Annotated in this window: 24 protein-coding genes and 1 tRNA gene; 4 read left to right on the top strand and 21 right to left on the bottom strand. The window is 62.3% G+C overall.

The window, feature by feature from the left end:
- The 14 genes from B2790_RS11540 to trmJ form a co-directional block, all read right to left on the bottom strand.
- Positions 1 to 705, bottom strand: a 705-nt coding sequence (locus tag B2790_RS11540; protein ID WP_286918872.1) for a helix-turn-helix domain-containing protein, incomplete at its 3' end; no start/stop codon positions are given.
- Positions 702 to 1463 carry a type IV pilus biogenesis/stability protein PilW gene (pilW, locus tag B2790_RS11535; RefSeq protein WP_274119726.1) on the bottom strand — a complete coding sequence of 254 codons (762 nt, stop codon included), beginning with the start codon at positions 1461 to 1463 and terminating at the stop codon, positions 702 to 704. The genes B2790_RS11540 and pilW, both read right to left, overlap by 4 nt.
- A 14-nt stretch (positions 1464 to 1477) precedes the next feature.
- Entirely contained in the window at positions 1478 to 2623 is a 1146-nt protein-coding gene (gene rlmN, locus B2790_RS11530; protein WP_046615810.1) for a 23S rRNA (adenine(2503)-C(2))-methyltransferase RlmN, read from the bottom strand.
- Positions 2624 to 2647: 24 nt separating this feature from the next.
- Positions 2648 to 3079 (bottom strand): nucleoside-diphosphate kinase, encoded by a 432-nt coding sequence (gene ndk / locus B2790_RS11525; RefSeq protein WP_013971021.1) that lies wholly within the window; start codon positions 3077 to 3079, stop codon positions 2648 to 2650.
- An 89-nt stretch (positions 3080 to 3168) separates the two neighbouring features.
- Positions 3169 to 3369: a Fe-S cluster assembly protein IscX gene (gene iscX / locus B2790_RS11520; protein WP_003257859.1), complete on the bottom strand. Its 201-nt coding sequence runs from the start codon at positions 3367 to 3369 to the stop codon at positions 3169 to 3171.
- Positions 3370 to 3379: 10 nt separating this feature from the next.
- Entirely contained in the window at positions 3380 to 3721 is a 342-nt protein-coding gene (gene fdx, locus B2790_RS11515; RefSeq protein WP_025337773.1) for an ISC system 2Fe-2S type ferredoxin, read from the bottom strand.
- Positions 3722 to 3724: 3 nt separating this feature from the next.
- Entirely contained in the window at positions 3725 to 5587 is a 1863-nt protein-coding gene (hscA, locus tag B2790_RS11510) for a Fe-S protein assembly chaperone HscA (RefSeq protein ID WP_286918871.1), read from the bottom strand.
- 42 nt (positions 5588 to 5629) lie between these two features.
- Positions 5630 to 6151, bottom strand: coding sequence for a co-chaperone HscB (gene hscB, locus B2790_RS11505; protein WP_015269012.1), 522 nt, complete (start codon positions 6149 to 6151; stop codon positions 5630 to 5632).
- A gap of 8 nt (positions 6152 to 6159) precedes the next feature.
- On the bottom strand, positions 6160 to 6483 hold the full coding sequence (gene iscA / locus B2790_RS11500) for an iron-sulfur cluster assembly protein IscA (protein ID WP_003257854.1): 324 nt from the start codon (positions 6481 to 6483) through the stop codon (positions 6160 to 6162).
- A 28-nt stretch (positions 6484 to 6511) separates the two neighbouring features.
- The gene (gene iscU / locus B2790_RS11495; protein ID WP_003248539.1) at positions 6512 to 6898 is read right to left on the bottom strand and encodes a Fe-S cluster assembly scaffold IscU; all 387 of its coding nucleotides are present in this window, start codon (positions 6896 to 6898) and stop codon (positions 6512 to 6514) included.
- Between the two features lie 46 nt (positions 6899 to 6944).
- Complete coding sequence (locus B2790_RS11490; RefSeq protein ID WP_013971017.1) at positions 6945 to 8159, bottom strand: IscS subfamily cysteine desulfurase; 1215 nt, start codon at positions 8157 to 8159, stop codon at positions 6945 to 6947.
- A gap of 46 nt (positions 8160 to 8205) precedes the next feature.
- The gene (iscR, locus tag B2790_RS11485; RefSeq protein ID WP_286918870.1) at positions 8206 to 8697 is read right to left on the bottom strand and encodes a Fe-S cluster assembly transcriptional regulator IscR; all 492 of its coding nucleotides are present in this window, start codon (positions 8695 to 8697) and stop codon (positions 8206 to 8208) included.
- Positions 8698 to 8876: 179 nt separating this feature from the next.
- Positions 8877 to 9662, bottom strand: coding sequence for a serine O-acetyltransferase (gene cysE / locus B2790_RS11480; protein ID WP_046615813.1), 786 nt, complete (start codon positions 9660 to 9662; stop codon positions 8877 to 8879).
- Between the two features lie 3 nt (positions 9663 to 9665).
- Positions 9666 to 10421, bottom strand: coding sequence for a tRNA (cytosine(32)/uridine(32)-2'-O)-methyltransferase TrmJ (gene trmJ, locus B2790_RS11475; RefSeq protein ID WP_031325634.1), 756 nt, complete (start codon positions 10419 to 10421; stop codon positions 9666 to 9668).
- 151 nt (positions 10422 to 10572) lie between these two features.
- Between trmJ and suhB the strand changes: the two genes are divergently transcribed.
- Positions 10573 to 11391, top strand: a complete 819-nt coding sequence (gene suhB, locus B2790_RS11470; protein ID WP_025337769.1) for an inositol-phosphate phosphatase — start codon at positions 10573 to 10575, stop codon at positions 11389 to 11391.
- A 174-nt stretch (positions 11392 to 11565) separates the two neighbouring features.
- On the opposite strand, the gene B2790_RS11465 is transcribed toward suhB, so the two are convergent.
- The 6 genes from B2790_RS11465 to queA form a co-directional block, all read right to left on the bottom strand.
- Positions 11566 to 12108, bottom strand: a complete 543-nt coding sequence (locus B2790_RS11465; RefSeq protein WP_013971012.1) for a glycine zipper 2TM domain-containing protein — start codon at positions 12106 to 12108, stop codon at positions 11566 to 11568.
- A gap of 119 nt (positions 12109 to 12227) precedes the next feature.
- On the bottom strand, positions 12228 to 13136 hold the full coding sequence (gene secF, locus B2790_RS11460) for a protein translocase subunit SecF (protein ID WP_013971011.1): 909 nt from the start codon (positions 13134 to 13136) through the stop codon (positions 12228 to 12230).
- A gap of 10 nt (positions 13137 to 13146) precedes the next feature.
- Positions 13147 to 15009, bottom strand: coding sequence for a protein translocase subunit SecD (secD, locus tag B2790_RS11455; RefSeq protein ID WP_025337767.1), 1863 nt, complete (start codon positions 15007 to 15009; stop codon positions 13147 to 13149).
- A 63-nt stretch (positions 15010 to 15072) separates the two neighbouring features.
- A complete protein-coding gene (gene yajC, locus B2790_RS11450; RefSeq protein WP_003259111.1) occupies positions 15073 to 15408 on the bottom strand; it encodes a preprotein translocase subunit YajC in 336 nt (111 codons plus the stop codon).
- A 42-nt stretch (positions 15409 to 15450) separates the two neighbouring features.
- The gene (gene tgt / locus B2790_RS11445) at positions 15451 to 16566 is read right to left on the bottom strand and encodes a tRNA guanosine(34) transglycosylase Tgt (RefSeq protein WP_013971009.1); all 1116 of its coding nucleotides are present in this window, start codon (positions 16564 to 16566) and stop codon (positions 15451 to 15453) included.
- Between the two features lie 14 nt (positions 16567 to 16580).
- On the bottom strand, positions 16581 to 17630 hold the full coding sequence (gene queA, locus B2790_RS11440; RefSeq protein ID WP_085665013.1) for a tRNA preQ1(34) S-adenosylmethionine ribosyltransferase-isomerase QueA: 1050 nt from the start codon (positions 17628 to 17630) through the stop codon (positions 16581 to 16583).
- A 107-nt stretch (positions 17631 to 17737) separates the two neighbouring features.
- Here queA and B2790_RS11435 point away from each other — a divergent pair.
- The 3 genes from B2790_RS11435 to B2790_RS11425 all read left to right on the top strand — a co-directional run bounded on the left by B2790_RS11435 (position 17738) and on the right by B2790_RS11425 (position 19693).
- A tRNA-Leu gene (locus B2790_RS11435) sits at positions 17738 to 17822 on the top strand.
- A 424-nt stretch (positions 17823 to 18246) separates the two neighbouring features.
- Complete coding sequence (gene abiEi, locus B2790_RS11430; RefSeq protein ID WP_075046883.1) at positions 18247 to 18804, top strand: type IV toxin-antitoxin system AbiEi family antitoxin; 558 nt, start codon at positions 18247 to 18249, stop codon at positions 18802 to 18804.
- The gene (locus tag B2790_RS11425; RefSeq protein WP_075043825.1) at positions 18791 to 19693 is read left to right on the top strand and encodes a nucleotidyl transferase AbiEii/AbiGii toxin family protein; all 903 of its coding nucleotides are present in this window, start codon (positions 18791 to 18793) and stop codon (positions 19691 to 19693) included. Before abiEi ends, B2790_RS11425 begins: the two co-directional genes overlap by 14 nt.
- Before the next feature lie 311 nt (positions 19694 to 20004).
- Here B2790_RS11425 and B2790_RS11420 read toward each other — a convergent pair whose 3' ends face one another.
- A complete protein-coding gene (locus tag B2790_RS11420) occupies positions 20005 to 20910 on the bottom strand; it encodes a LysR family transcriptional regulator (RefSeq protein WP_075043824.1) in 906 nt (301 codons plus the stop codon).
- Between the last annotated feature and the right edge of the window lie 35 nt (positions 20911 to 20945).

Here is a 20945-nt window from a genome sequence, read left to right as displayed (position 1 = left end):
CGCAGGCGCGGCAGCAGGGGCGGTGACGACCGGTGGCACAGGCGCCTGCTGGGCCGGTGCCGGCACTGCGGCAGCGGTAGCAGCAGGTGCCGGGCTTGCCGGTGCCGGTTCGGCGGCGGCAGGCTGCTCGGCAGCGCCCTGCTCCAACGGCAGCGGCGCGCTCTCAGGCTGCTGGCCAGCGGAAACAGCCTGGTCTTCAGGCTCATCGAGCGGGTGAATCTGGGTGGTACCGTCGGCGCTTTCGACTTCGACGTGCTCCAGGGCGATCTTGGCCAGGTCCTTGCCACGCAGGCTGCCCTGGTCCTGCCACCAGACGAAGCCGCCGCCGACCACGGCCACCAGCAGCAGCAGGCTGACGCCGCGCAGGATATTGTGCGACAGGCGCACCGGCTCTTCGATACGGCCCAGCGAGTGCACGTCGCTACCTTTGGCGTGGGTGCCGGTGTAACGGTCGAAGGCCTCCACCAGGGCAGCCTGGTCCAGGTCCATCAGCTTGGCATAGGCGCGGATATAACCACGGGCGAAGGTATGCCCCGGCAGCTTGTCGAAGGCGCCGGTTTCCACGTGGTTCAACGAACTGACAGTGAGGTTGAGCTTGCGGGCCACCTCGGCTTGTGACCAGTCCCGGTTCTCACGGGCCTGACGCAAAAGCTCACCGGGGTTCTGGCCAGGCGCTACTGCTACTTCGGGATGCGCGGCTTTCATCGTTGCTCCGACAGGTATTGCTGATATTCCGGCGTACCGGGATAAAGTCGTTGTAATTGCTGGCCCAGCTCGGCCAGTGTGCCCTGCTCGTCGAATACCCTGGCAAGGCGGCTGCCCAGCAGCAGGCTACGGGCATCGTGGTCGCTCAACTGGCTGAAACGATCGTAGTAGTCCCGGGCCGGCACATAATGCCTGTTTTCGTAGGACAACTCAGCCATTTCCAGCAACGCTTTCGGTTGCCGCTGGTTGAGTTGCAAAGCTTTCAGCAGATACGCATGCGCCTGGTCGCGGCGCTCGAGCTTCAGAGCCGTCAGGCCCAGGTTCTCGTACACGCGTGAGCGCTCAGGATACAGGGTATCGGCGCTGGCCAGGCGAAACATCTGCTCGGCCTCGGCAAATTGCCCCTGAGCATAAAGGAAACTGCCGTAATTGTTGCGAATTCGCGTATCGCCCGTGCGTGCGTGCAGCGCCTTGCGAAAGTGCGTTTCGGCCAGCGCCGGCTCGCCTTCGGCCTGGAAGACCAGCGCCAGGGCGGCGTGCGCGTCGGCATCACCGCCATCCAGGGCCAGGGCCTTGCCCAGCGGCGCCTTGGCCTGCTCGGTCAAACCCTGTTGCAAATAACCTAGCCCAAGCTGCACATAGGCCCGCCCCGCCTCTGCCCTGCCCTGGCGGCTGGCCAGGGGGTCGCTCGCGCCGCCCGACACGCAGCCGGCCAGCAGCGAAAGCGCAAGGATCGACAGCGCGGCGCGCAGGCTCATGGGCAAGGTCCCGGTCAGTGGCTGGCGGGGCTGTCTTGCAGCTCGGCGTCCGCGGACAGCTGGCGCACAGCGATGTAGCGCTCGCTGCGGCGGGTGCGGTCGTTGACCTGACCGACCAGCTGACCACAGGCAGCGTCGATGTCATCACCACGGGTGGTGCGGGTGGTGACGTTGAAGCCACCGTGGTGCAACAGGTCCTGGAAGCGGCGGATGGCGTTGTTGCTCGGCCGCTCGTAGCCGGAGTGCGGGAACGGGTTGAACGGGATCAGGTTGATCTTGCATGGCACGTCGCGCAGCAGCTCGATCATTTGCGCAGCATGCTCCGGCTGGTCGTTTACATCCTTGAGCAGGGTGTACTCGATGGTCAGCACGCGCTTGCCACCCAGGGTGGACATGTAGCCCATGCACGATTCCAGCAGCATCTTCAGCGGGTACTTCTTGTTGATCGGTACCAGCTTGTTGCGCAGTTCGTCGTTCGGTGCGTGCAGCGACAGGGCCAGCGACACGTCGATGTGCTTGGCCAGCTCGTCGATCATCGGCACCACGCCCGAGGTGGACAGGGTGACGCGACGCTTGGAAATGCCATAGCCCAGATCTTCCATCATGATCTTCATGGCGGCGATGACATTGTCGAAATTCAGCAGGGGTTCGCCCATGCCCATCATGACCACGTTGGTAATGGCGCGGTCGATCTTGGCCGGAACGGTCCCGAAGGATTTGTTGGCAAGCCACACTTGGCCGATCACTTCGGCGGCGGTGAGGTTGCTGTTGAAGCCTTGCTTGCCGGTGGAGCAGAAGCTGCAGTCCAGGGCACAGCCGGCTTGCGACGACACGCACAGGGTGCCGCGATCGTCGGTGGGGATGTAGACGGTTTCGACGCAGCTGCCGGAGGCAACGCGGACCACCCACTTGCGGGTACCGTCGGCGGAAATGTCTTCACTGACCACTTCCGGGCCCCGAATCTCGGCAACGGCCTCGAGCTTTTCGCGCAAGGCCTTGCCGACATTGGTCATGGCGGCGAAATCGTCGACGCCAAAGTGGTGAATCCATTTCATGACCTGACCGGCACGAAAACGCTTCTCTCCGATCGACTCGAAGAATTTTTCCATTTCCTGCAGGGTCAGGCCCAACAGGTTGATCTTGCCAGTCATGTCACTCATGGAATCACCCAAGACCTGCTTCGCTTAGCGAATGCGGTCGCACAGCTCGGTAGCGGAGAAGAAGTAAGCGATTTCGCGGGCAGCCGAAGCTTCCGAGTCGGAACCGTGAACAGCGTTTTCGTCGATGGAAACGGCGAAGTCAGCACGGATGGTGCCAGCGGCAGCTTCTTTCGGGTTGGTGGCGCCCATCAGTTCGCGGTTGGCCAGAACGGCGTTCTCGCCTTCCAGAACCTGAACGATGACCGGGCCGGAGGTCATGAAGGCAACCAGGTCACCGAAGAAGCCGCGCTCTTTGTGCTCGGCGTAGAAGCCTTCGGCTTCGGCTTTGGACAGTTGCTTCATTTTCGAAGCGACGACGCGCAGGCCGGCTTTCTCGAAACGAGTGGTGATCTCGCCGATGACGTTCTTGGCAACGGCGTCAGGCTTGATGATGGAGAAAGTACGTTGAACAGCCATGGAAAACTCCAGAAAAATGAGTGTTGCGAAAAATTAAACCCGCGAATTATACGCGGGTTCCAGGGGATTGCCTAACCTGCAGGACGCGTTCAGTCGGCTTCTTCGATCCAGGCCGCCTGGATGGCCTCGAGCACTTTCTCACCGCCGCGTGACGGATCGTCGCTGAATTCTGGCAAGGCCAGCACCCAGCGGTGCAGATCGACGAAATTCACATAACGAGGATCGACTTCCGGCTTGCTTTCTGCAAGCTGGATGGCGATCTCAAGTACATCAATCCATTTCAGGCTCATGGGGCAAACCTCAGTGCGGCGCTTCGGCGGCGTGGTTGAGCGAATACTTGGGGATCTCGATGACCAGGTCCTGGTCAGCGACGACCACCTGGCAGCCGAGGCGCGATTGAGCCTCCAGGCCCCAGGCCTTGTCCAGCATGTCCTCTTCCAGCTCGTCGGCTTCTTCGAGCGAGTCGAAGCCCTTGCGCACGATGCAGTGGCAAGTGGTGCAGGCCTTGACGCCGCCGCAGGCGCTTTCCATCTCGATGTGATGGTCGTGGGCCAGCTCCAGGATGTTGGTCCCGGGCTCGACTTCCACGGTCAGCCCTTCGGGGCAGAACTTCTCGTGCGGCAGGAATGTCACCAGCGGCATCGGTTACTCCTCGATCTCATTCAGGTTGCGCCCGGCCAGTGCGGCTTTGACCGTCGAATCAAGGCGACGGGCGGCAAATGCGTCGGTCACCTGCGACAGACGCTTGGTCTGTTGCTCGATGGCTGCGCCATCGGTGCCGGCCAGCAAATCACGTAGTTCTTGCATCTGGAATTCGATGGCGTCGCGCTCGTCACTGCTGAGCAGGCGCTCGCCGTCGGCGTCCAGGGCGCCCTGTACCGCTTCGAGCAGGCGCTCGCCGTCCACCTGGTGCTCGCGCAGCTGGCGGGCCTGCTTGTCGGAACCTGCGTGTTCGAAGGAATCCTTGAGCATGCGGGCGATTTCGCCGTCGGTCAGGCCGTAGGACGGCTTGACCTGGATGCTGGCTTCCACGCCCGAGCCCAGTTCGCGGGCGGCGACGCTGAGCAGGCCGTCGGCGTCGACCTGGAATGTGACGCGGATTTTTGCCGCACCGGCGACCATGGCCGGGATGCCACGCAGCTCGAAGCGCGCCAGCGAGCGGCAGTCGCTGATCAGCTCGCGCTCGCCCTGCAGCACATGGATCATCATGGCCGACTGGCCATCTTTATAGGTGGTGAACTCCTGGGCACGCGCCACCGGGATGGTGGTGTTGCGCGGGATCACCTTCTCCATCAGCCCGCCCATGGTCTCGAGGCCAAGCGACAGCGGGATGACATCCAACAGCAGCAGCTCGCCACCTTCGCGGCGGTTGCCGGCCAAGGTATCGGCCTGGATGGCGGCACCGATGGCCACCACCTGGTCAGGGTCGATCGAGGTCAGCGGGGCGCGGCCGAACAGTGCTCCGACGGCTTCACGCACACGCGGTACACGGGTCGAACCACCGACCATGACCACGGCGCTGACTTCTTCCAGCTCGATACCGCTGTCACGCACGGCGCGACGGCAGGCCTTGAGGCTGCGGGCAACCATGGGCTCGATCATGGCTTCGAAGCCGGCGCGGCTCAGCTCGCCCTGCCAGGTGCCATGGCTGACGCTGACCACGTCGGCGTCGGTCAGGGCTTCCTTGGCGGCGCAGGCGGTCTGCAACAGCGCGCGCTGGGTGGCCGGGTCCAGGTCGGACGACAGCCCGGCCTGCTCGATGATCCAGCCAGCGATGGCGTGGTCGAAGTCGTCACCACCCAGGGCGGTATCGCCACCGGTGGCCAGCACTTCGAATACGCCGGCGGTCAGGCGCAAAATGGAAATGTCGAAGGTACCGCCGCCCAGGTCATAGATGGCCACCACGCCTTCGGCGTTCTGGTCCAGGCCATAGGCCACGGCAGCGGCGGTCGGCTCGTTGAGCAGGCGCAGCACGTTCAGGCCGGCCAGGCGCGCAGCGTCCTTGGTGGCCTGGCGCTGGGCATCGTCGAAATAGGCCGGCACGGTGATCACCGCCCCCACCAGCTCACCACCAAGGGTGGCTTCGGCACGCTCGCGCAGCACCTTGAGGATATCGGCGGACACTTCCACCGGGCTTTTCGGCCCCTGCACGGTGTCGATGAACGGCATGTGCGACTCACCGCCAACGAAGCGGTACGGCAGCTGCTCGCCCAGTTGCTTGACGTCGGCCAGGCCGCGCCCCATCAGGCGCTTGACCGACAGCACGGTGTTCAGCGGGTCGCTGGAAGCGGCATCGCGTGCAGCCTGCCCCACTTCGTTGCGCCCTTCGAGGTAGCGCACCGCGGACGGCAGAATGACGTTGCCCTGCGCGTCGGGCAGGGGCTCGCTACGGCCGCTGCGCAGTGCGGCGACCAGGGAGTTGGTGGTACCCAGGTCGATCCCCACCGCCAGGCGGCGCTGATGCGGCTGAGGGCTTTGACCGGGTTCGGCAATCTGCAGTAGGGCCATGCTTATCTGAATACCTTAGGTGCCATCACGGGCAGCACCGGGTTAATCGTCGAGGCGCTCTTCCAGTTGGCGCACTTCTTGGGCGAGCTTGTCGAGGAACTGCATGCGGCGCATCAGGCGTTCGGCCTTGTCGCGCTCGCCTGGGGCGTCCCAGCAGGCGGCAAAGTCCTCGTTCAGTGTGTCCTGGGCGACCTTCAGGCGCTTCTTGAACACGGCCACGCCATCGAGGTCGGCTTCGTCCTGCAGTTCTTCGAGCTCTTCACGCCACTGCATCTGCTGCAACAGGAAGTCAGGGTCGTGGACCGTGACCTCCTGAGGCACTTCGTGGCCGCCGATGGCCAGCAGGTAGCGGGCGCGACGCGGCGCACTGCGCAGTGTCTGGTAGGCGTCGTTGAGGGCCGCGGACTTTTCCAGCGCCACGCGCTGCTCGCGCTCGGAGGCGTCGGCAAAGCGGTCGGGATGGACTTCGCGGGCCAGCTCGCGATAGCGAGTGGCCAGCTTGTCGAGATCCAGGCGGAAGCTTGGCTGGAGGTCAAACAATGCGAAATGACAAGGAGTACCCACAGCCAGCCTCAAACGTTGAAGCTTTCGCCGCAGCCACACTCACCGCGCACGTTGGGGTTGTTGAACTTGAAGCCTTCGTTCAACCCTTCCTTGACGAAGTCCAGTTCGGTGCCATCGAGGTAGACCAGGCTCTTGGGATCGATGATCACCTTGACGCCATGGTTCTCGAACACCTGGTCTTCGTCCGCCAGCTCGTCGACGAACTCCAGCACGTAGGCCAGGCCCGAGCAACCGGTGGTGCGCACGCCCAGGCGAATGCCTTCGCCCTTGCCGCGCCCTTCCAGGGAACGCCGCACGTGGTTGGCGGCGGCTTCTGTCATGCTGATAGCCATCAGGACTCCTTACCTCGCAACAGGCGACTTAGATCAAGCCTTTCTTCTGCTTGTAATCGCGTACGGCTGCCTTGATGGCATCTTCGGCGAGTACCGAGCAGTGGATCTTGACCGGCGGCAACGCCAGTTCTTCGGCCAGCTGGGTGTTCTTGATGGTCTCGGCTTCGTCCAGGGTCTTGCCCTTCATCCACTCGGTGGCGAGGGAGCTGGAAGCGATGGCCGAACCGCAGCCGTAGGTCTTGAACTTGGCGTCTTCGATCACGCCCTGCTCGTTGACCTTGATCTGCAGGCGCATCACGTCACCGCAGGCCGGCGCGCCGACCATGCCGGTACCGACGTCCGGGTCTTCGGCGTTCATCTTGCCGACGTTGCGCGGGTTTTCGTAGTGGTCGATGACCTTTTCACTGTATGCCATGGTGCAATTCCTTCCTCATCAGGGAGCCGCTCTTGCCGGCGACTGCTTAGTGGGCGGCCCACTCGATCTTGGAGATGTCAACGCCGTCTTTGTACATGTCCCACAGCGGCGACAGCTCACGCAGTTTGTTCACGGCCTCGCAGACTTTCTGCGCGGCGTAGTCGACTTCTTCTTCGGTGGTGAAGCGGCCGAAGGAGAAGCGGATCGAGCTGTGCGCCAGCTCGTCGTTGCGGCCCAGGGCGCGCAATACGTAGGACGGCTCGAGCGACGCGGAGGTGCAGGCCGAACCGGACGATACGGCGATGTCCTTCAGCGACATCAGCAGCGATTCGCCTTCGACGTAGTTGAAGCTCAGGTTCAGGTTGTGTGGTACGCGGGCAGTCTTGCTGCCGTTGACGTACAGCTCTTCGAGGTCCGAGACCTGCTTGAAGAAGCGGTCGCTCAGGGCCTTGATGCGTACGTTTTCCGCGGCCATTTCCTGCTTGGCGATGGCGAAGGCTTCGCCCATGCCGACGATCTGGTGGGTCGGCAGGGTGCCCGAACGCATGCCGCGCTCATGGCCACCGCCGTGAATGATGGCTTCCAGGCGTACGCGCGGCTTGCGGCTGACGTACAGCGCGCCGATGCCTTTCGGGCCGTAGACCTTGTGCGCCGAGAACGACATCAGGTCGACCTTCAGCTTCTGCAGGTCGATTTCGACCTTGCCGGCCGACTGTGCGGCGTCAACGTGGAACAGCACGCCGCGCGAGCGGGTCAGTTCACCGATGGCGGCGATATCGTTGATCGAGCCGACTTCGTTGTTCACGTGCATCAGCGAAACCAGGATGGTGTCGTCGCGCAGCGCCGCTTCGACCATGGCCGGGGTGACGATGCCGTCTTCGCCTGGCTCGAGGTAGGTGACTTCGAAACCTTCACGCTCCAGCTGGCGAGCGGTATCCAGGACCGCTTTGTGCTCGATCTTGGAGGTGATGATGTGCTTGCCCTTGGTCTGATAGAAGTGCGCGACGCCCTTGAGTGCGAGGTTGTCGGACTCGGTGGCACCGCTGGTCCAGACGATTTCGCGCGGATCGGCGTTGATCAGTTCGGCAACCTGGCGACGACCGTTCTCGACCGCTTCCTCGGCTTTCCAGCCAAAGACGTGGGAGCGCGAAGCCGGGTTACCGAAGTTCCCGTCGACCAGCAGGCAGTCGGCCATCTTCTGGGCCACGCGTGGGTCGACCGGGGTGGTCGCGGAGTAATCGAGGTAGATCGGCAACTTCATTTGTCTCTCCTATCAGGCGGTGGCGTCGCTCGTCGTCCCGGTGGGATCAATCGACGGCGGACGTCTCAATCTTGTCCAGCTGGGCGGTTCGGCCTGCGACACGACGCAGGTCCTGACGCTGGGCAACTTCCTGCACCTCACGGCGCATGACAAGGTCGGCCAGGCTTATACCGCTGAGGAATTCATGGATCTGCTGGCTGAGGTCGCACCACAGGTGGTGGGTCAGGCAGGTGTCACCGGCATGGCAGTCCCCGAGGCCCTGGCAACGGGTGGCATCGACCGATTCGTTGACCGCATCGATGATCTGGGCCACCTGGATGGTTTCCATGCCCCGCGACAGCTGGTAGCCACCGCCTGGACCACGCACGCTGGAGACCAGGCTGCTGCGGCGCAGCTTGGCGAACAGCTGTTCCAGATAAGAGAGGGAAATGCCCTGGCGCTCGGAAATGTCGGCCAAAGACACCGGCCCATGCTGCGCGTGCAACGCCAGGTCGAGCATGGCGGTCACGGCGTATCGGCCTTTGGTAGTCAGTCGCATGGCTATTGGGTACCACGGGAGTTACAGGATGTGAGCGAGTATGCGATTCCCGAGCATTTAAGTCAACTATTAGACCTAGTGCTTTAGTCGGGTTTGCATCGGGGAGGCGGGCGCGATTGTAGCAGACAGGGGGCGTGAGCACACGCCCCGTATGTCACCATGATTTCAGCGCGGCGCAATCAATGCGACTGAGTGTCGCGCTGAGCCACCTGGGCGACTTCCGTGAAGTCATCTTCCGGCAGGGCCGGCAGTTCCTTGGCGCAGTAATCGCTGCCCATCTTGGTCAGGGCGCCGCACATGCCCTCCAGCCGCTCGTCGACTGCCTGCAGGTGGTCGAGCATCTGGCCGATGGCACGGGCCACCGGGTCGGGCATGTCGCCACTGACACCATAGGCATCGAAGCCGATCTTCTCGGCCATGGCCTTGCGCTTGGCCTCGACCTCATTGTCTTCGCTCTTGACGATGATTCGCCCAGGGATGCCGACTGCGGTGGCGCCGGCCGGCACTGCCTTGGTCACCACCGCATTGGAACCGATCTTGGCCCCGGCGCCGACGGTGAACGGGCCCAGCACCTTGGCCCCCGCCCCTACCACCACGCCGTTTTCCAGGGTGGGGTGGCGCTTGCCCTTGTTCCAGCTGGTGCCGCCCAGGGTCACGCCCTGGTAAAGGGTGACATCGTCGCCGATCTCGGCAGTTTCGCCGATGACGATGCCCATGCCGTGGTCGATGAAGAAGCGCCGGCCGATGGTGGCGCCGGGGTGGATCTCGATGCCGGTCAGCCAGCGACCGAAGTTCGATACCAGGCGGGCCAGCCACTTGAAATCACGCTTCCACAAGGCATTGCCCAGGCGGTGCAGCCAGATGGCGTGCATGCCCGGGTAGCAGGTCAGCACCTCGAAGGCGTTACGCGCAGCCGGGTCACGGTGGAATACGCTTTGAATATCTTCACGCAGGCGTTCGAACATCTGTCAGTCCTTCCGTTTATGCGGCTCGCCCCGGACCACTTTCTGGGTCTCGGTGAGGATGCCGCGCAAAATGCTCATTTCCGAACGTTCGACCGCCACCCGCCCATACAGCCGGCGCAGGCGCGGCATCAGGTGCTTGGGCTTTTCGGGGTCGAGAAAGCCGATACCGACCAGGGTCTTTTCCAGGTGGTCGTAGAACAGCTCCATTTCGTCCATGGTCGCCAGCTCGCTGGCGTCAACCTTCTCGACCTTGCCCGGCGCTGCACCGGCGGCCAGCCAGGCCATGCGCACCTCGTAGGAGAGCACCTGGACAGCGGCGGCCAGGTTCAGCGAGCTGAAGTCGGGGTTGGAGGGAATGTGCACGTGGAAGTGACATCGCTGCAGTTCTTCGTTGGTCAGGCCGGCGTGTTCACGCCCGAACACCAGGGCGATTTCCTCGCCACCATTGGCATGCTCCACCGCCTTGGCCCCGCACTCGCGCGGGCCGATCAGCGGCCAGGGGATGCTCCGCTCGCGGGCGCTGGTGCCCATCACCAGGTTGCAGCCGACCAGCGCCTGCTCGAGGCTGTCGACCACCTGGGCGTTGTCCAGCACATCGTCGGCACCCGAGGCTCGGGCACTGGCATCCACGGCGGGGAACTCTTTCGGCTGCACCAGCACCAGACGCGACAAGCCCATGTTTTTCATGGCACGTGCAGCGCCGCCGATGTTGCCGGGGTGGCTGGTATTGACCAGAACAACACGAATATTTTGCAGCAAGGTGTTGTGCTCACAGATGCAGGAATCAGGGCCTTCGATCTTACAGAACCGACAGACGTAACGCCATGAAAGCAAATGTGACACTTCTGCCGCCGAAGTTTTCTGCTAGAATGATCGGCTTTCTTCTTTAACATCTCCAGGTGACCCGCCCATGCAGCCTATGCTGAATATCGCCCTGCGCGCCGCTCGCAGCGCCAGTGAACTGATTTTCCGCTCCATCGAACGCCTGGATAGCATCAAGGTCGATGAGAAAGAGGCCAAGGACTACGTCTCCGAAGTCGATCGCGCCGCCGAGCAGAGCATCGTCAACGCCCTGCGCAAGGCCTACCCGAACCACTCCATCCAGGGCGAGGAAACCGGCCTGCACGCGGGTAGCGGCGAAGAAGGCAAGGATTACCTGTGGATCATCGACCCGCTGGATGGCACCACCAACTTCCTGCGTGGCATCCCGCACTTCGCGGTCAGCATCGCCTGCAAATACCGTGGCCGCCTTGAGCACGCCGTGATCGTCGACCCGGTTCGCCAGGAAGAATTCACCGCCAGCCGTGGCCGTGGCGCCCAGCTCAACGGCCGCCGCCTGCGTGTCAGCTCGCGCACCAGCCTGGAAGGCGCCCTGCTGGGTACCGGCTTCCCGTTCCGTGACAGCCAGATGGCTGACCTGGACAACTACTTGGGCATGTTCCGCGCCCTGACTGGCCAGACCGCCGGCATCCGCCGCGCCGGCTCCGCCAGCCTGGACCTGGCCTACGTGGCCGCCGGCCGTTTCGACGCCTTCTGGGAGTCGGGCCTGTCCGAATGGGACATGGCGGCCGGCGTGCTGCTGATCCAGGAAGCGGGCGGCCTGGTGAGCGATTTCAACGGTGGCCACGACTTCCTCGACAAGGGCCATATCGTTGCGGGCAACATCAAGTGCTTCAAGGCCGTGCTGACTGCTATCCAGCCGCACCTGCCAGAGAACATGAAGCGCTAAGCGCGGATTGCCGGCAAACAAAAAAGCACCCCTCGGGGTGCTTTTTTTATGCCTGTGGCTTTGCATTATCTGTGCAGGCCTCTTCGCGCCACAGAAATGGCACCAGCCTCGAGGGCAGCGCTATACCTGTGGGAGCGGGCAAGCCCGCGAAGAGGCCGGCTCAGGCAACACAAATCACTGCCCGGCTTCGCTCAGGATCAGCTTGCCATTCTTGTCCAGCGGAATGGTCGACCCGGGCTCGTGATCCATCTTCACCTGCCCCACCTTGTCGCCAATGGTGTACTTCACGTTGTAACCCACCACTTTCTCACTGATGTCGTTGACCGTATTGCAGCGGGTTTGCGTGGTGGTGTAGGTGTCACGCTCCTGCATGCCTTCCTGCACCTTGTTACCGGCATAACCACCACCGACCGCACCGGCCACGGTGGCGATCTTCTTGCCGCTACCACCACCAATCTGGTTACCCAGCAGGCCACCGGCAATGGCACCCACCACGGTACCGGCGATCTGGTGCTGGTCCTTGACCGGCGCCTGCCGCGTCACGGCTACGTCCTTGCAGACCTCACGGGGGGTTTTTACCTGTTGTTTGATCGGTTGCACGTCGGTGACCTGCGCATACTCAGGCCCCTTGTTGACCAAGCTGTAGGTCGCGACAGCACCTCCGGCAGTCACACCGACAGCACCCAGTACCGCACCCACAAGCATTGATTTGTTCACATGAAACTCCTGATCATAACCCGCGGGTCCGACCCGCCTTCTCCCAGCCTTGGAGTAAAAAAAAAGGCGCGAGTTCAACACTCGCGCCTTTTTGGCCGCCAAACGGCGTGGAGCACGCCTTACGGCCGGTCGTCCACACCGTCGGTCTTGGCCGGCGGGATCAGGTCTTCACTGCTCAGGTTCAGCCAGATCAGTACCACGTTGGCGATATAGATCGACGAATAGGTACCGGCCATGACGCCGATGAACAGAGCCAGCGAGAAGCCGAACAGGTTGTCACCACCGAAGAACAGCAGCGCGGCAATGGCCAGCAAGGTAGAAACCGAGGTGGCGATGGTCCGCAGCAGGGTCTGGGTGGTGGAAACGTTGATGTTCTCGATCAGCGAGGCCTTGCGCATGACGCGGAAGTTCTCGCGCACCCGGTCGAACACGACGATGGTGTCGTTCAGCGAGTAGCCGATGATCGCCAGTACCGCCGCCAGCACCGTCAGGTCGAAGGTGATCTGGAAGAACGACAGGATACCCAGGGTCACCACCACGTCGTGGATCAGCGAGACGATCGCGCCCACGGCGAACTTCCACTGGAAGCGGAAGGCCAGGTAGATAAGGATGCCGCCCAGTGCCAGGAGCATGCCCATGCCACCCTGGTCGCGCAGCTCCTCACCCACCTGCGGGCCTACGAACTCGACACGCTTGACCTTGGCCGGGTTGTCGCCACCGGCCTTCTGCAGGGCTTCAGCTACCTTGTTGCCCAGCTGCGGGTCATCGCCCGGCATGCGCACCAGCAGGTCGGTGGTGGCGCCGAAGCTCTGCACCACCGCCTCGTGGAAGCCGGAGTTGACCAGCTCGGCACGCACCGCCTTGAGGTCGGCCGGGCGCTCGTAGGTCAGCTCGATCAGCGTACCGCCGGTGAAGTCCAGGCCGAAGTTCAGGCCCTTCTGCCACCAGCTGAACAGCGCCAGCACGGTGAGGAGCACGGTAACGGCGAACGCGACATTGCGCACGCCCATGAAGTTGATGGTTTTCATCGCAGCTCCCTCAAACCCACAGCTTCTTGATGTCACGCCCGCCGCAGGTCAGGTTGACCATTGCACGGGTCACCATGACGGCGGTGAACATCGAGGTGAAAATCCCGAGGGACATGGTGACCGCAAAGCCCTTGACCGGGCCGGTACCCATGGCGAACAGGATGCCGCCGACCAGCAGGCTGGTCAGGTTGGCGTCGATGATCGCGGTGTAGGCGCGGTTGAAGCCTTCATGAATGGCTCGCTGCACCGACATGCCGGCGTTCAGCTCTTCGCGGATACGCGAGAAGATCAGCACGTTGGCGTCCACCGCCATACCCATGGTCAACACGATACCGGCAATACCCGGCAGGGTCAGGGTGGCACCCAGCAGCGACATCAGCGCCAGCAGCAGGACCATGTTGCCCGCCAGGGCAATGGTGGCGATCACACCGAAGGCGCGGTAGATGGCGATGATGAACAGCGAGACGAACAGCATGCCCCACAGCGACGCATCGATACCCTTGGTGATGTTGTCGGCACCCAGACTTGGGCCGATGGTACGTTCTTCAGCGAAGTACATCGGCGCAGCCAGGCCACCGGCACGCAGCAGCAGGGCCAGTTCGGACGATTCGCCCTGGCCGTTCAGGCCGGTGATGCGGAACTGGCTACCCAGCGGCGACTGGATGGTCGCCAGGCTGATGATCTTCTTCTCTTCCTGGAAGCTCTGGACGGCAACGTCCTTCTCGACGCCGTCGACGGTCTGCTTGACATAGCGGGTGACCGGCTTCTGCTCGATGAAGATCACCGCCATGCTGCGGCCGACGTTGCTGCGGGTAGCGCGGGTCATCAGCTCGCCACCGTGGCCATCCAGGCGGATGTTCACCTGCGGGCGACCTTGCTCGTCGAAGCTGGCCTGGGCGTCGGTTACCTGGTCACCGGTGATGATCAGGCCGCGCTCGACCGCGGCGGAACGGCCGCCCTCACGGAACTCGAACACCTCGGTAGTGGCCTTGGACGCGCCCGGCTCGGCGCCGAAGCGGAACTCCAGGTTGGCGGTTTTACCCAGGATACGCTTGGCTTCGGCAGTGTCCTGCACGCCTGGCAGCTCGACCACGATGCGGTTGGCGCCCTGGCGCTGTACCAGCGGCTCGGCCACACCCAGCTCGTTGACCCGGTTGCGGACGGTGGTGAGGTTCTGCTTGATCGAGTATTCGCGGATCTCGGCGACTTTCGCCTGGGTCAGCGCCAGACGCAGCACGGCGAGCTCGTTGCGCTCGGTGGTGGTCAGGTCGAAGTCATTGAAATTCTTGCGGATCAGGGCACGAGCCTGTTCGCGGGTAGCATCGTCAGCGAAGCCCAGCATGATGCCGCCATCCTGCTGAGGCAGGCTGCGGTAGCGGACGCGCTCTTTGCGCAGCAAGGTCTTGACCTCGCCTTCGTAGACTTTCATGCGGGCGTTCATGGCCTTGTCCATGTCCACTTCCAGCAGGAAGTGCACACCACCGGACAGGTCCAGGCCCAGCTTCATCGGGCTTGCGCCCAGGTTGCGCAACCATTGCGGGGTAGTCTGGGCCAGGTTCAGGGCCACGACGTAATCATCGCCCAGTGCCTTGCGCACTACATCCTTGGCTGGCAGCTGGTCTTCCTGATTGGTCAGGCGGATCAGCCCGCTGCCCTTCTCACCCAGGCTAGCGCCCTTGACGGCGATCTTGGCATCGCCCAGCGCCTTGCTGACGCGATCGAGGTCGGCCTGGTTCACCTGCAGCGCCGAGCTGGCACCACTGATCTGTACCGCCGGATCATCCGGGTAGAGGTTGGGAGCGGAATAAATGAAACCGACCACCAGTACCAGCACGATCAGTGCATATTTCCACAGAGGGTATTTGTTCAGCATCACGCCGCCCGTTCAAGACGCGGGGCGCGTTGCGCGCCCCGACTGGAAAGAAAAACCGGTAACTCAGATAGCCTTGAGCGTACCTTTTGGCAGGGTGGCCGCGATGGCACCCTTCTGGAACTTCAGCTCGACGTTGTCGGAAACTTCCAGTACCACGAAATCATCGGAAACCTTGACGATCTTGCCGGCGATGCCGCCGTTGGTGACAACTTCGTCACCCTTCTGCAAGTTGCTCAGCAGGTTCTTCTGCTCTTTTGCACGCTTGGCCTGCGGGCGCCAGATCATCAGGTAGAAGATGACCAGGAAACCGACCAGGAAAATCCACTCGAAGCCGGTACCGGCTGGGCCGGCGGCGGGTGCTGCGGCGTCCGCGTATGCGGCGGGGATCAAGAAGCTCATTGGGCACTCCTAATGTAATTTTCTAATAATGGATGCGGACAGTCAGTCCAAAGGCGGCACAGGAAGCCCGCGCTTGGCGTAGAAGGCGTCGACAAAGGCGGCCAATTTACCCTGTTGAATAGCCTCGCGTAAACCGGCCATCAAGCGCTGGTAATGGCGCAAGTTGTGGATGGTATTCAGCATGCTGCTCAGCATTTCGCCGCACTTGTCCAGGTGATGGAGATAGGCGCGGGAGAAGTTGGTGCAGGTGTAGCAGTCACAGGTCGGATCCAGCGGCGAATCATCGTGGCGATGGAACGCATTGCGGATCTTGATCACCCCTGTATCGACGAACAGATGACCGTTGCGCGCGTTACGCGTCGGCATCACGCAGTCGAACATGTCGACGCCGCGGCGCACACCCTCAACGAGATCTTCCGGTTTGCCTACCCCCATAAGGTAACGAGGTTTGTCAGCAGGCATCTGGCCCGGCAGGTAATCCAGCACCTTGATCATTTCGTGCTTGGGCTCGCCCACCGACAGGCCACCAATGGCCAGGCCGTCGAAGCCGATGTTTTCCAGGCCTTCCAGCGAGCGCATGCGCAGGTCCTGGTACATGCCGCCCTGGACGATACCGAACAGCGCCGCGGTGTTGTCGGCGTGGGCGTTCTTCGAGCGCTGGGCCCAGCGCAGCGACAGCTCCATGGACGCGCGCGCCACATCGTGCTCGGCCGGGTACGGGGTGCACTCGTCGAAGATCATCACCACGTCCGAGCCCAGGTCACGCTGCACCTGCATCGACTCTTCCGGGCCCATGAACACCTTGGCGCCATCGACTGGCGAGGCGAAGGTCACGCCCTCTTCCTTGATCTTGCGCATGGCGCCCAGGCTGAACACCTGGAAGCCACCGGAGTCGGTGAGGATCGGGCCTTTCCACTGCATGAAGTCGTGCAGGCCGTTGTGCTTCTTGATCACCTCGGTGCCCGGGCGCAGCCACAGGTGGAAGGTGTTGCCCAGGATCATCTCGGCGCCGATGGCCTCGATGTCGCGCGGCAGCATGCCCTTGACCGTGCCATAGGTGCCCACCGGCATGAACGCCGGCGTTTCCACGGTGCCGCGTGGGAAGGTGATGCGGCCACGACGGGCCTTGCCGTCGGTGGCCAGCAGTTCGAAGGACATTCGACAGGTGCGACTCATGCTTGATCCTCGGGCCCGCGTGGCGCCGGATTGCGGGTGATGAACATGGCATCACCGTAACTGAAGAAGCGGTACCCCTGCTCGACCGCCGCCGCGTAGGCGGCCATGGTCTCGGGGTAGCCGGCGAAGGCCGAGACCAGCATCAGCAGCGTGGACTCCGGCAGGTGGAAATTGGTGACCAGCGCGTCGACCACATGGAACGGCCGGCCCGGGTAGATGAAGATGTCGGTGTCGCCGCTGAAGGCCTTGAGCACGCCATCGCGCGCGGCGCTCTCCAGCGAACGCACGCTGGTGGTGCCGACCGCGACCACTCGGCCACCACGGGCGCGACAGGCCTCGATGGCATCGACCACATCCTGGCCCACTTCGAGCCACTCTTTATGCATGTGGTGGTCTTCGATCTTGTCGACCCGCACCGGCTGGAAGGTGCCCGCGCCCACGTGCAAGGTGACGAAAGCCCGCTCGACGCCCTTGGCGGCGATCTTTTCCAGCAGCGCCTCGTCGAAGTGCAGGCCTGCGGTGGGCGCGGCGACCGCACCGGCACGTTCGGCGTACACCGTCTGGTAGCGCTCACGGTCAGCACCCTCGTCCGGGCGGTCGATGTAGGGCGGCAGCGGCATGTGGCCGACGCGGTCGAGCAGCGGCAGCACCTCTTCGGTGAAGCGCAGCTCGAACAGCGTGTCATGGCGCGCGACCATTTCGGCCTCGCCGCCGCCATCGATGAGGATGACCGCGCCTACCTTGGGCGCTTTGCTGGCGCGCACATGGGCCAGCACCCGATGGCTGTCGAGCACGCGCTCGACCAGCACTTCCAGCTTGCCGCCGGAAGCTTTCTGGCCGAACAACCGCGCCGGGATCACCCGGGTGTTGTTGAACACCATCAGGTCTCCGGGGCGCAGATACTCGAGCAGATCGGGGAATTGCCGGTGCGCCAGCGCGCCGCTCGGTCCATCGAGGACCAGCAGACGGCTGCCATGGCGCTCGGCCAGTGGGTGGCGGGCGATCAGGGAATCGGGGAGTTCGAAGGAAAAATCGGCGACGCGCATGATGATGTTCGGTTCGGCAGGGCCGGGAAGTTTAGCCCAATGTGTGAAAATTGACCATGAAAGCCGATTGACCGACCAGCGGTGGCTCTCTATACTGCGCGCCACATGCCCTGATGGCGGAATTGGTAGACGCGGCGGATTCAAAATCCGTTTTCGAAAGGAGTGGGAGTTCGAGTCTCCCTCGGGGCACCAAGATCCGAAAAAAACCGACCTTATGGTCGGTTTTTTTGTGCCTGCGATTTCTTCAAGCGACGCCACTCCCTGTAGGAGCGGCCTTGTGTCGCGAAGGACCGCACAGCGGCCCCAAGGTTCTGACAGTCACCTCAATTCCGCAGCAAATCTTTAAGATTTCCCCTCCTCCCCGTAGTCCATTTCCCAAACATACTCCCTGCCCCTTCCAAGCCATTGCGGTGCTCTGGATCGCATCCTAGTCTCGGCCTGTCGTTGCCATTTCAAGGACCGGCTTTGACAGGCGATCCAGTAACCCCCCATCACTAGAGCGCAGATCAGTAAAGACTCAACAGAAAGTTTCACAATGTGCAACTTTCTGTGCATCGAACAATTTATGGTTCTACACTTTATTTCAATAACCGTGACTTTTTGTAGAACCACCACCATGCGCGATCTCCAACCCTTACGTCGCCTCCATAGGGGCCTGCAGCAGCTAGCTACTGCGCAACGCTACCTGTTCACCCCCGCCGATATGCGGGCCCTGCTACCAGACCTCTCCGACAGTGCCTACCGCACCGTACTGAGCCGTGCCGCCAACGACAGCACCTTGATCCGACTCTGCCGTGGCCTTTACCTCTACACCCCGGCCAAACCCAACCAAGGGCTGGTCCTGTACCACGCTGCCGCACGCCTGCGAGCGAACAACCTGAACTACATCAGCCTGGAGTCCGCCCTCAGCGACGCCGGCGTGATCTCGCAGGTCCCCCTGAATTGGCTAACCCTCATGTCATCCGGACGCACTCAGACCATACGTTGCGGAACATTCGGCACACTTGAGTTCATCCACACCAGGCGTAAGGCCACCGACCTTCAGGGCCAGGTTGACTATGACGAGCGCTGCCGACTATGGCGCGCCAAGCCTGCCCTTGCCCTCGCAGACATGAAACGCGCCAAGCGCAGCCTGGACCTGATTGATTGGGAAATAGCCAATGAACTTGTTTGACCAGCTCGTCCAGCAGGCCCTCACCAACACGCCCGACCTGGCCCCGTTGCAGGTGGTCGTGGAAAAGGAACTGCTGCATCACGACATCATGCGGATCCTGAGCGAAACAGGTCTGTTGCAGGACCTCTGCTTCATTGGGGGAACATGTTTGCGGACTTGCTACGGCTCCCGACGGCTCAGTGAAGACCTCGACTTTACGGGCGGTGCGGATTTCAAACGGGAGGATTTTGCTGCGCTGAAGGAGAACCTCATAGCAAGCCTGAACGACAAGTACGGGCTACAGGTGGATGTAAGCGAACCTACGCGGGAGGAAGGCAATGTGGACACATGGAAGCTACGCGTGCAAACACGTCCCGAAGCACGAAGCCTGCCAGCGCAGAAAATCCATATAGATATCTGTGCAATCCCTTCCTACCAGCCTAGGCCGATGACCTTGTTAAACCCTTATGGGGTCGACATGGGAACCGAAGGATTGATCGTCAAGGCGCAAAGTCTTGAGGAAATCTTCGTTGATAAGTTGCTGGCATTTGCGCTGCGACGGGGCCGTATCAAGAATCGAGATCTTTGGGATATCGCCTGGCTCAGGCAGCGGGCGGTGACGCCCGCTTATGAACTTGCCGAAAGAAAGCTTGGTGATCATGCGACCACTGTTGAAGTATTCCTTCAGCAGGGTGAGGAGCGGGTGGCCAGTTTGGGGCAGGAGCAGACACAGCGAGATTTTCAGAAAGAGATGCGCAGGTTTCTGCCGCTGCAGGTTGTAACGCAGACTGTCGATAATCGGGCGTTCTGGGAGTACGTCGTACAGACGGTAAGGGACCATTTCAGCGAGTTGCGGACGCATCTCGGCCACAAAGGTCGCGATGGAGGCGACTTGACATTCCTGATGTGAATTTTCTGGAGATTCATATTCAGGGGCTGTGTTCAATGGCTCTCTCCCCCTGCGCACTTTATTGAGATGAAAAGCAGGCCGCCGAGAGGGGGGTAAGCGATCCTAGGCACTCGTTTTGATTTTGGTTTTCCTTGACGAGACGCAACGAGGCGGACCAGGATTCCTCTACCCATGCTAGGTTTGAACAGTGGAGGTTCAGAGTGCAAGGTGTCAGAGTCGAGATACCAAGAGAAACGGTGGTTCGGCGTTATATGCCGCTGAACATATTTCAGAAAAACCGACCTTATGGTCGTTTTTTTTTGCCCGTCCGGTCAGCGCCAGCGATCCAGCTGCCCCTGGGCACGGCTGCTGAAAATCGTCAGCAGCTCGCTCAATGTATGCGGTGACGGTTCGGCAGTGCGGGTCACCGCATACAAGGTGATCGGCAATGCCGGGGCCAGCGGACGAACCGCGGTCGCCCCAGGCGCCGCGCCAAGGGCGGTGAAGGGATCGATCACCGCCAGCCCAGCACCGGATTCGACCATCGCTCTGGCCAGTGAATAGGTTTGCACCGCGATGCTCACCCGTGGCGGCGGCTCCACCGCCTTGAGGTAGCTTTCGAGGCGCACCGACAGCGGGTCGGCGCTGGACAGCCCGATCATGGGCGCACCGGCCAGTGCCGCCAACGGCAGCGGCTTGCCTTCATCTTCCAGCGGCCAATAACCTGCCGGTGCCAATGCCACCAAAACCCCGCTGGCCAGCGCCTGCGCCTTGAGCGCTGGGTGATCTGGCTGTTGCAGGGTCAGGGCGACATCGATCTCCCGCATCAACAGGTTCTGCACCAGTTCGCGACTGTGGGCGCTGGACAGCTCGCAGGCGATATCCGGATAACGCTGGGTCCATTCATGAATGGCCGGCGGCAGCAGCGACAGGGCCAGTGCCGGGGTCGCACCGATCCGCAGGCTGTGGCCCGGCGCGCGACGCAGGCTTTGCGCCAGGCGTCGCACCCCTTGCAGGCTCTCCGTGACCTTGTCGACCTCACGCTCCAGCTCCAGCGCTTCGGGCGTGGGCTGCAGCTTGCCGCGCACCCGCAGGAACAACGGAAAGCCCAGTTGCTGCTCGGCGTGCTGCAGCACCTTGGTCACGGCAGGTTGGGAAACGTGCAGCAACTGTGCGGCACCGCTGACCGAGCCGGTCTGGCGGATGGCCTGGAAAATCTCGATATGGCGAAGGCGCATGGCAAGTCCATAACCTTTGTTTATGGCTCAGCGAT

This window comes from Pseudomonas sp. UBA6753 (assembly GCF_002453565.1).
Taxonomy (GTDB): domain Bacteria; phylum Pseudomonadota; class Gammaproteobacteria; order Pseudomonadales; family Pseudomonadaceae; genus Aquipseudomonas; species Aquipseudomonas putida_Z.
This window is presented reverse-complemented; position numbering and strand designations above follow the sequence as displayed.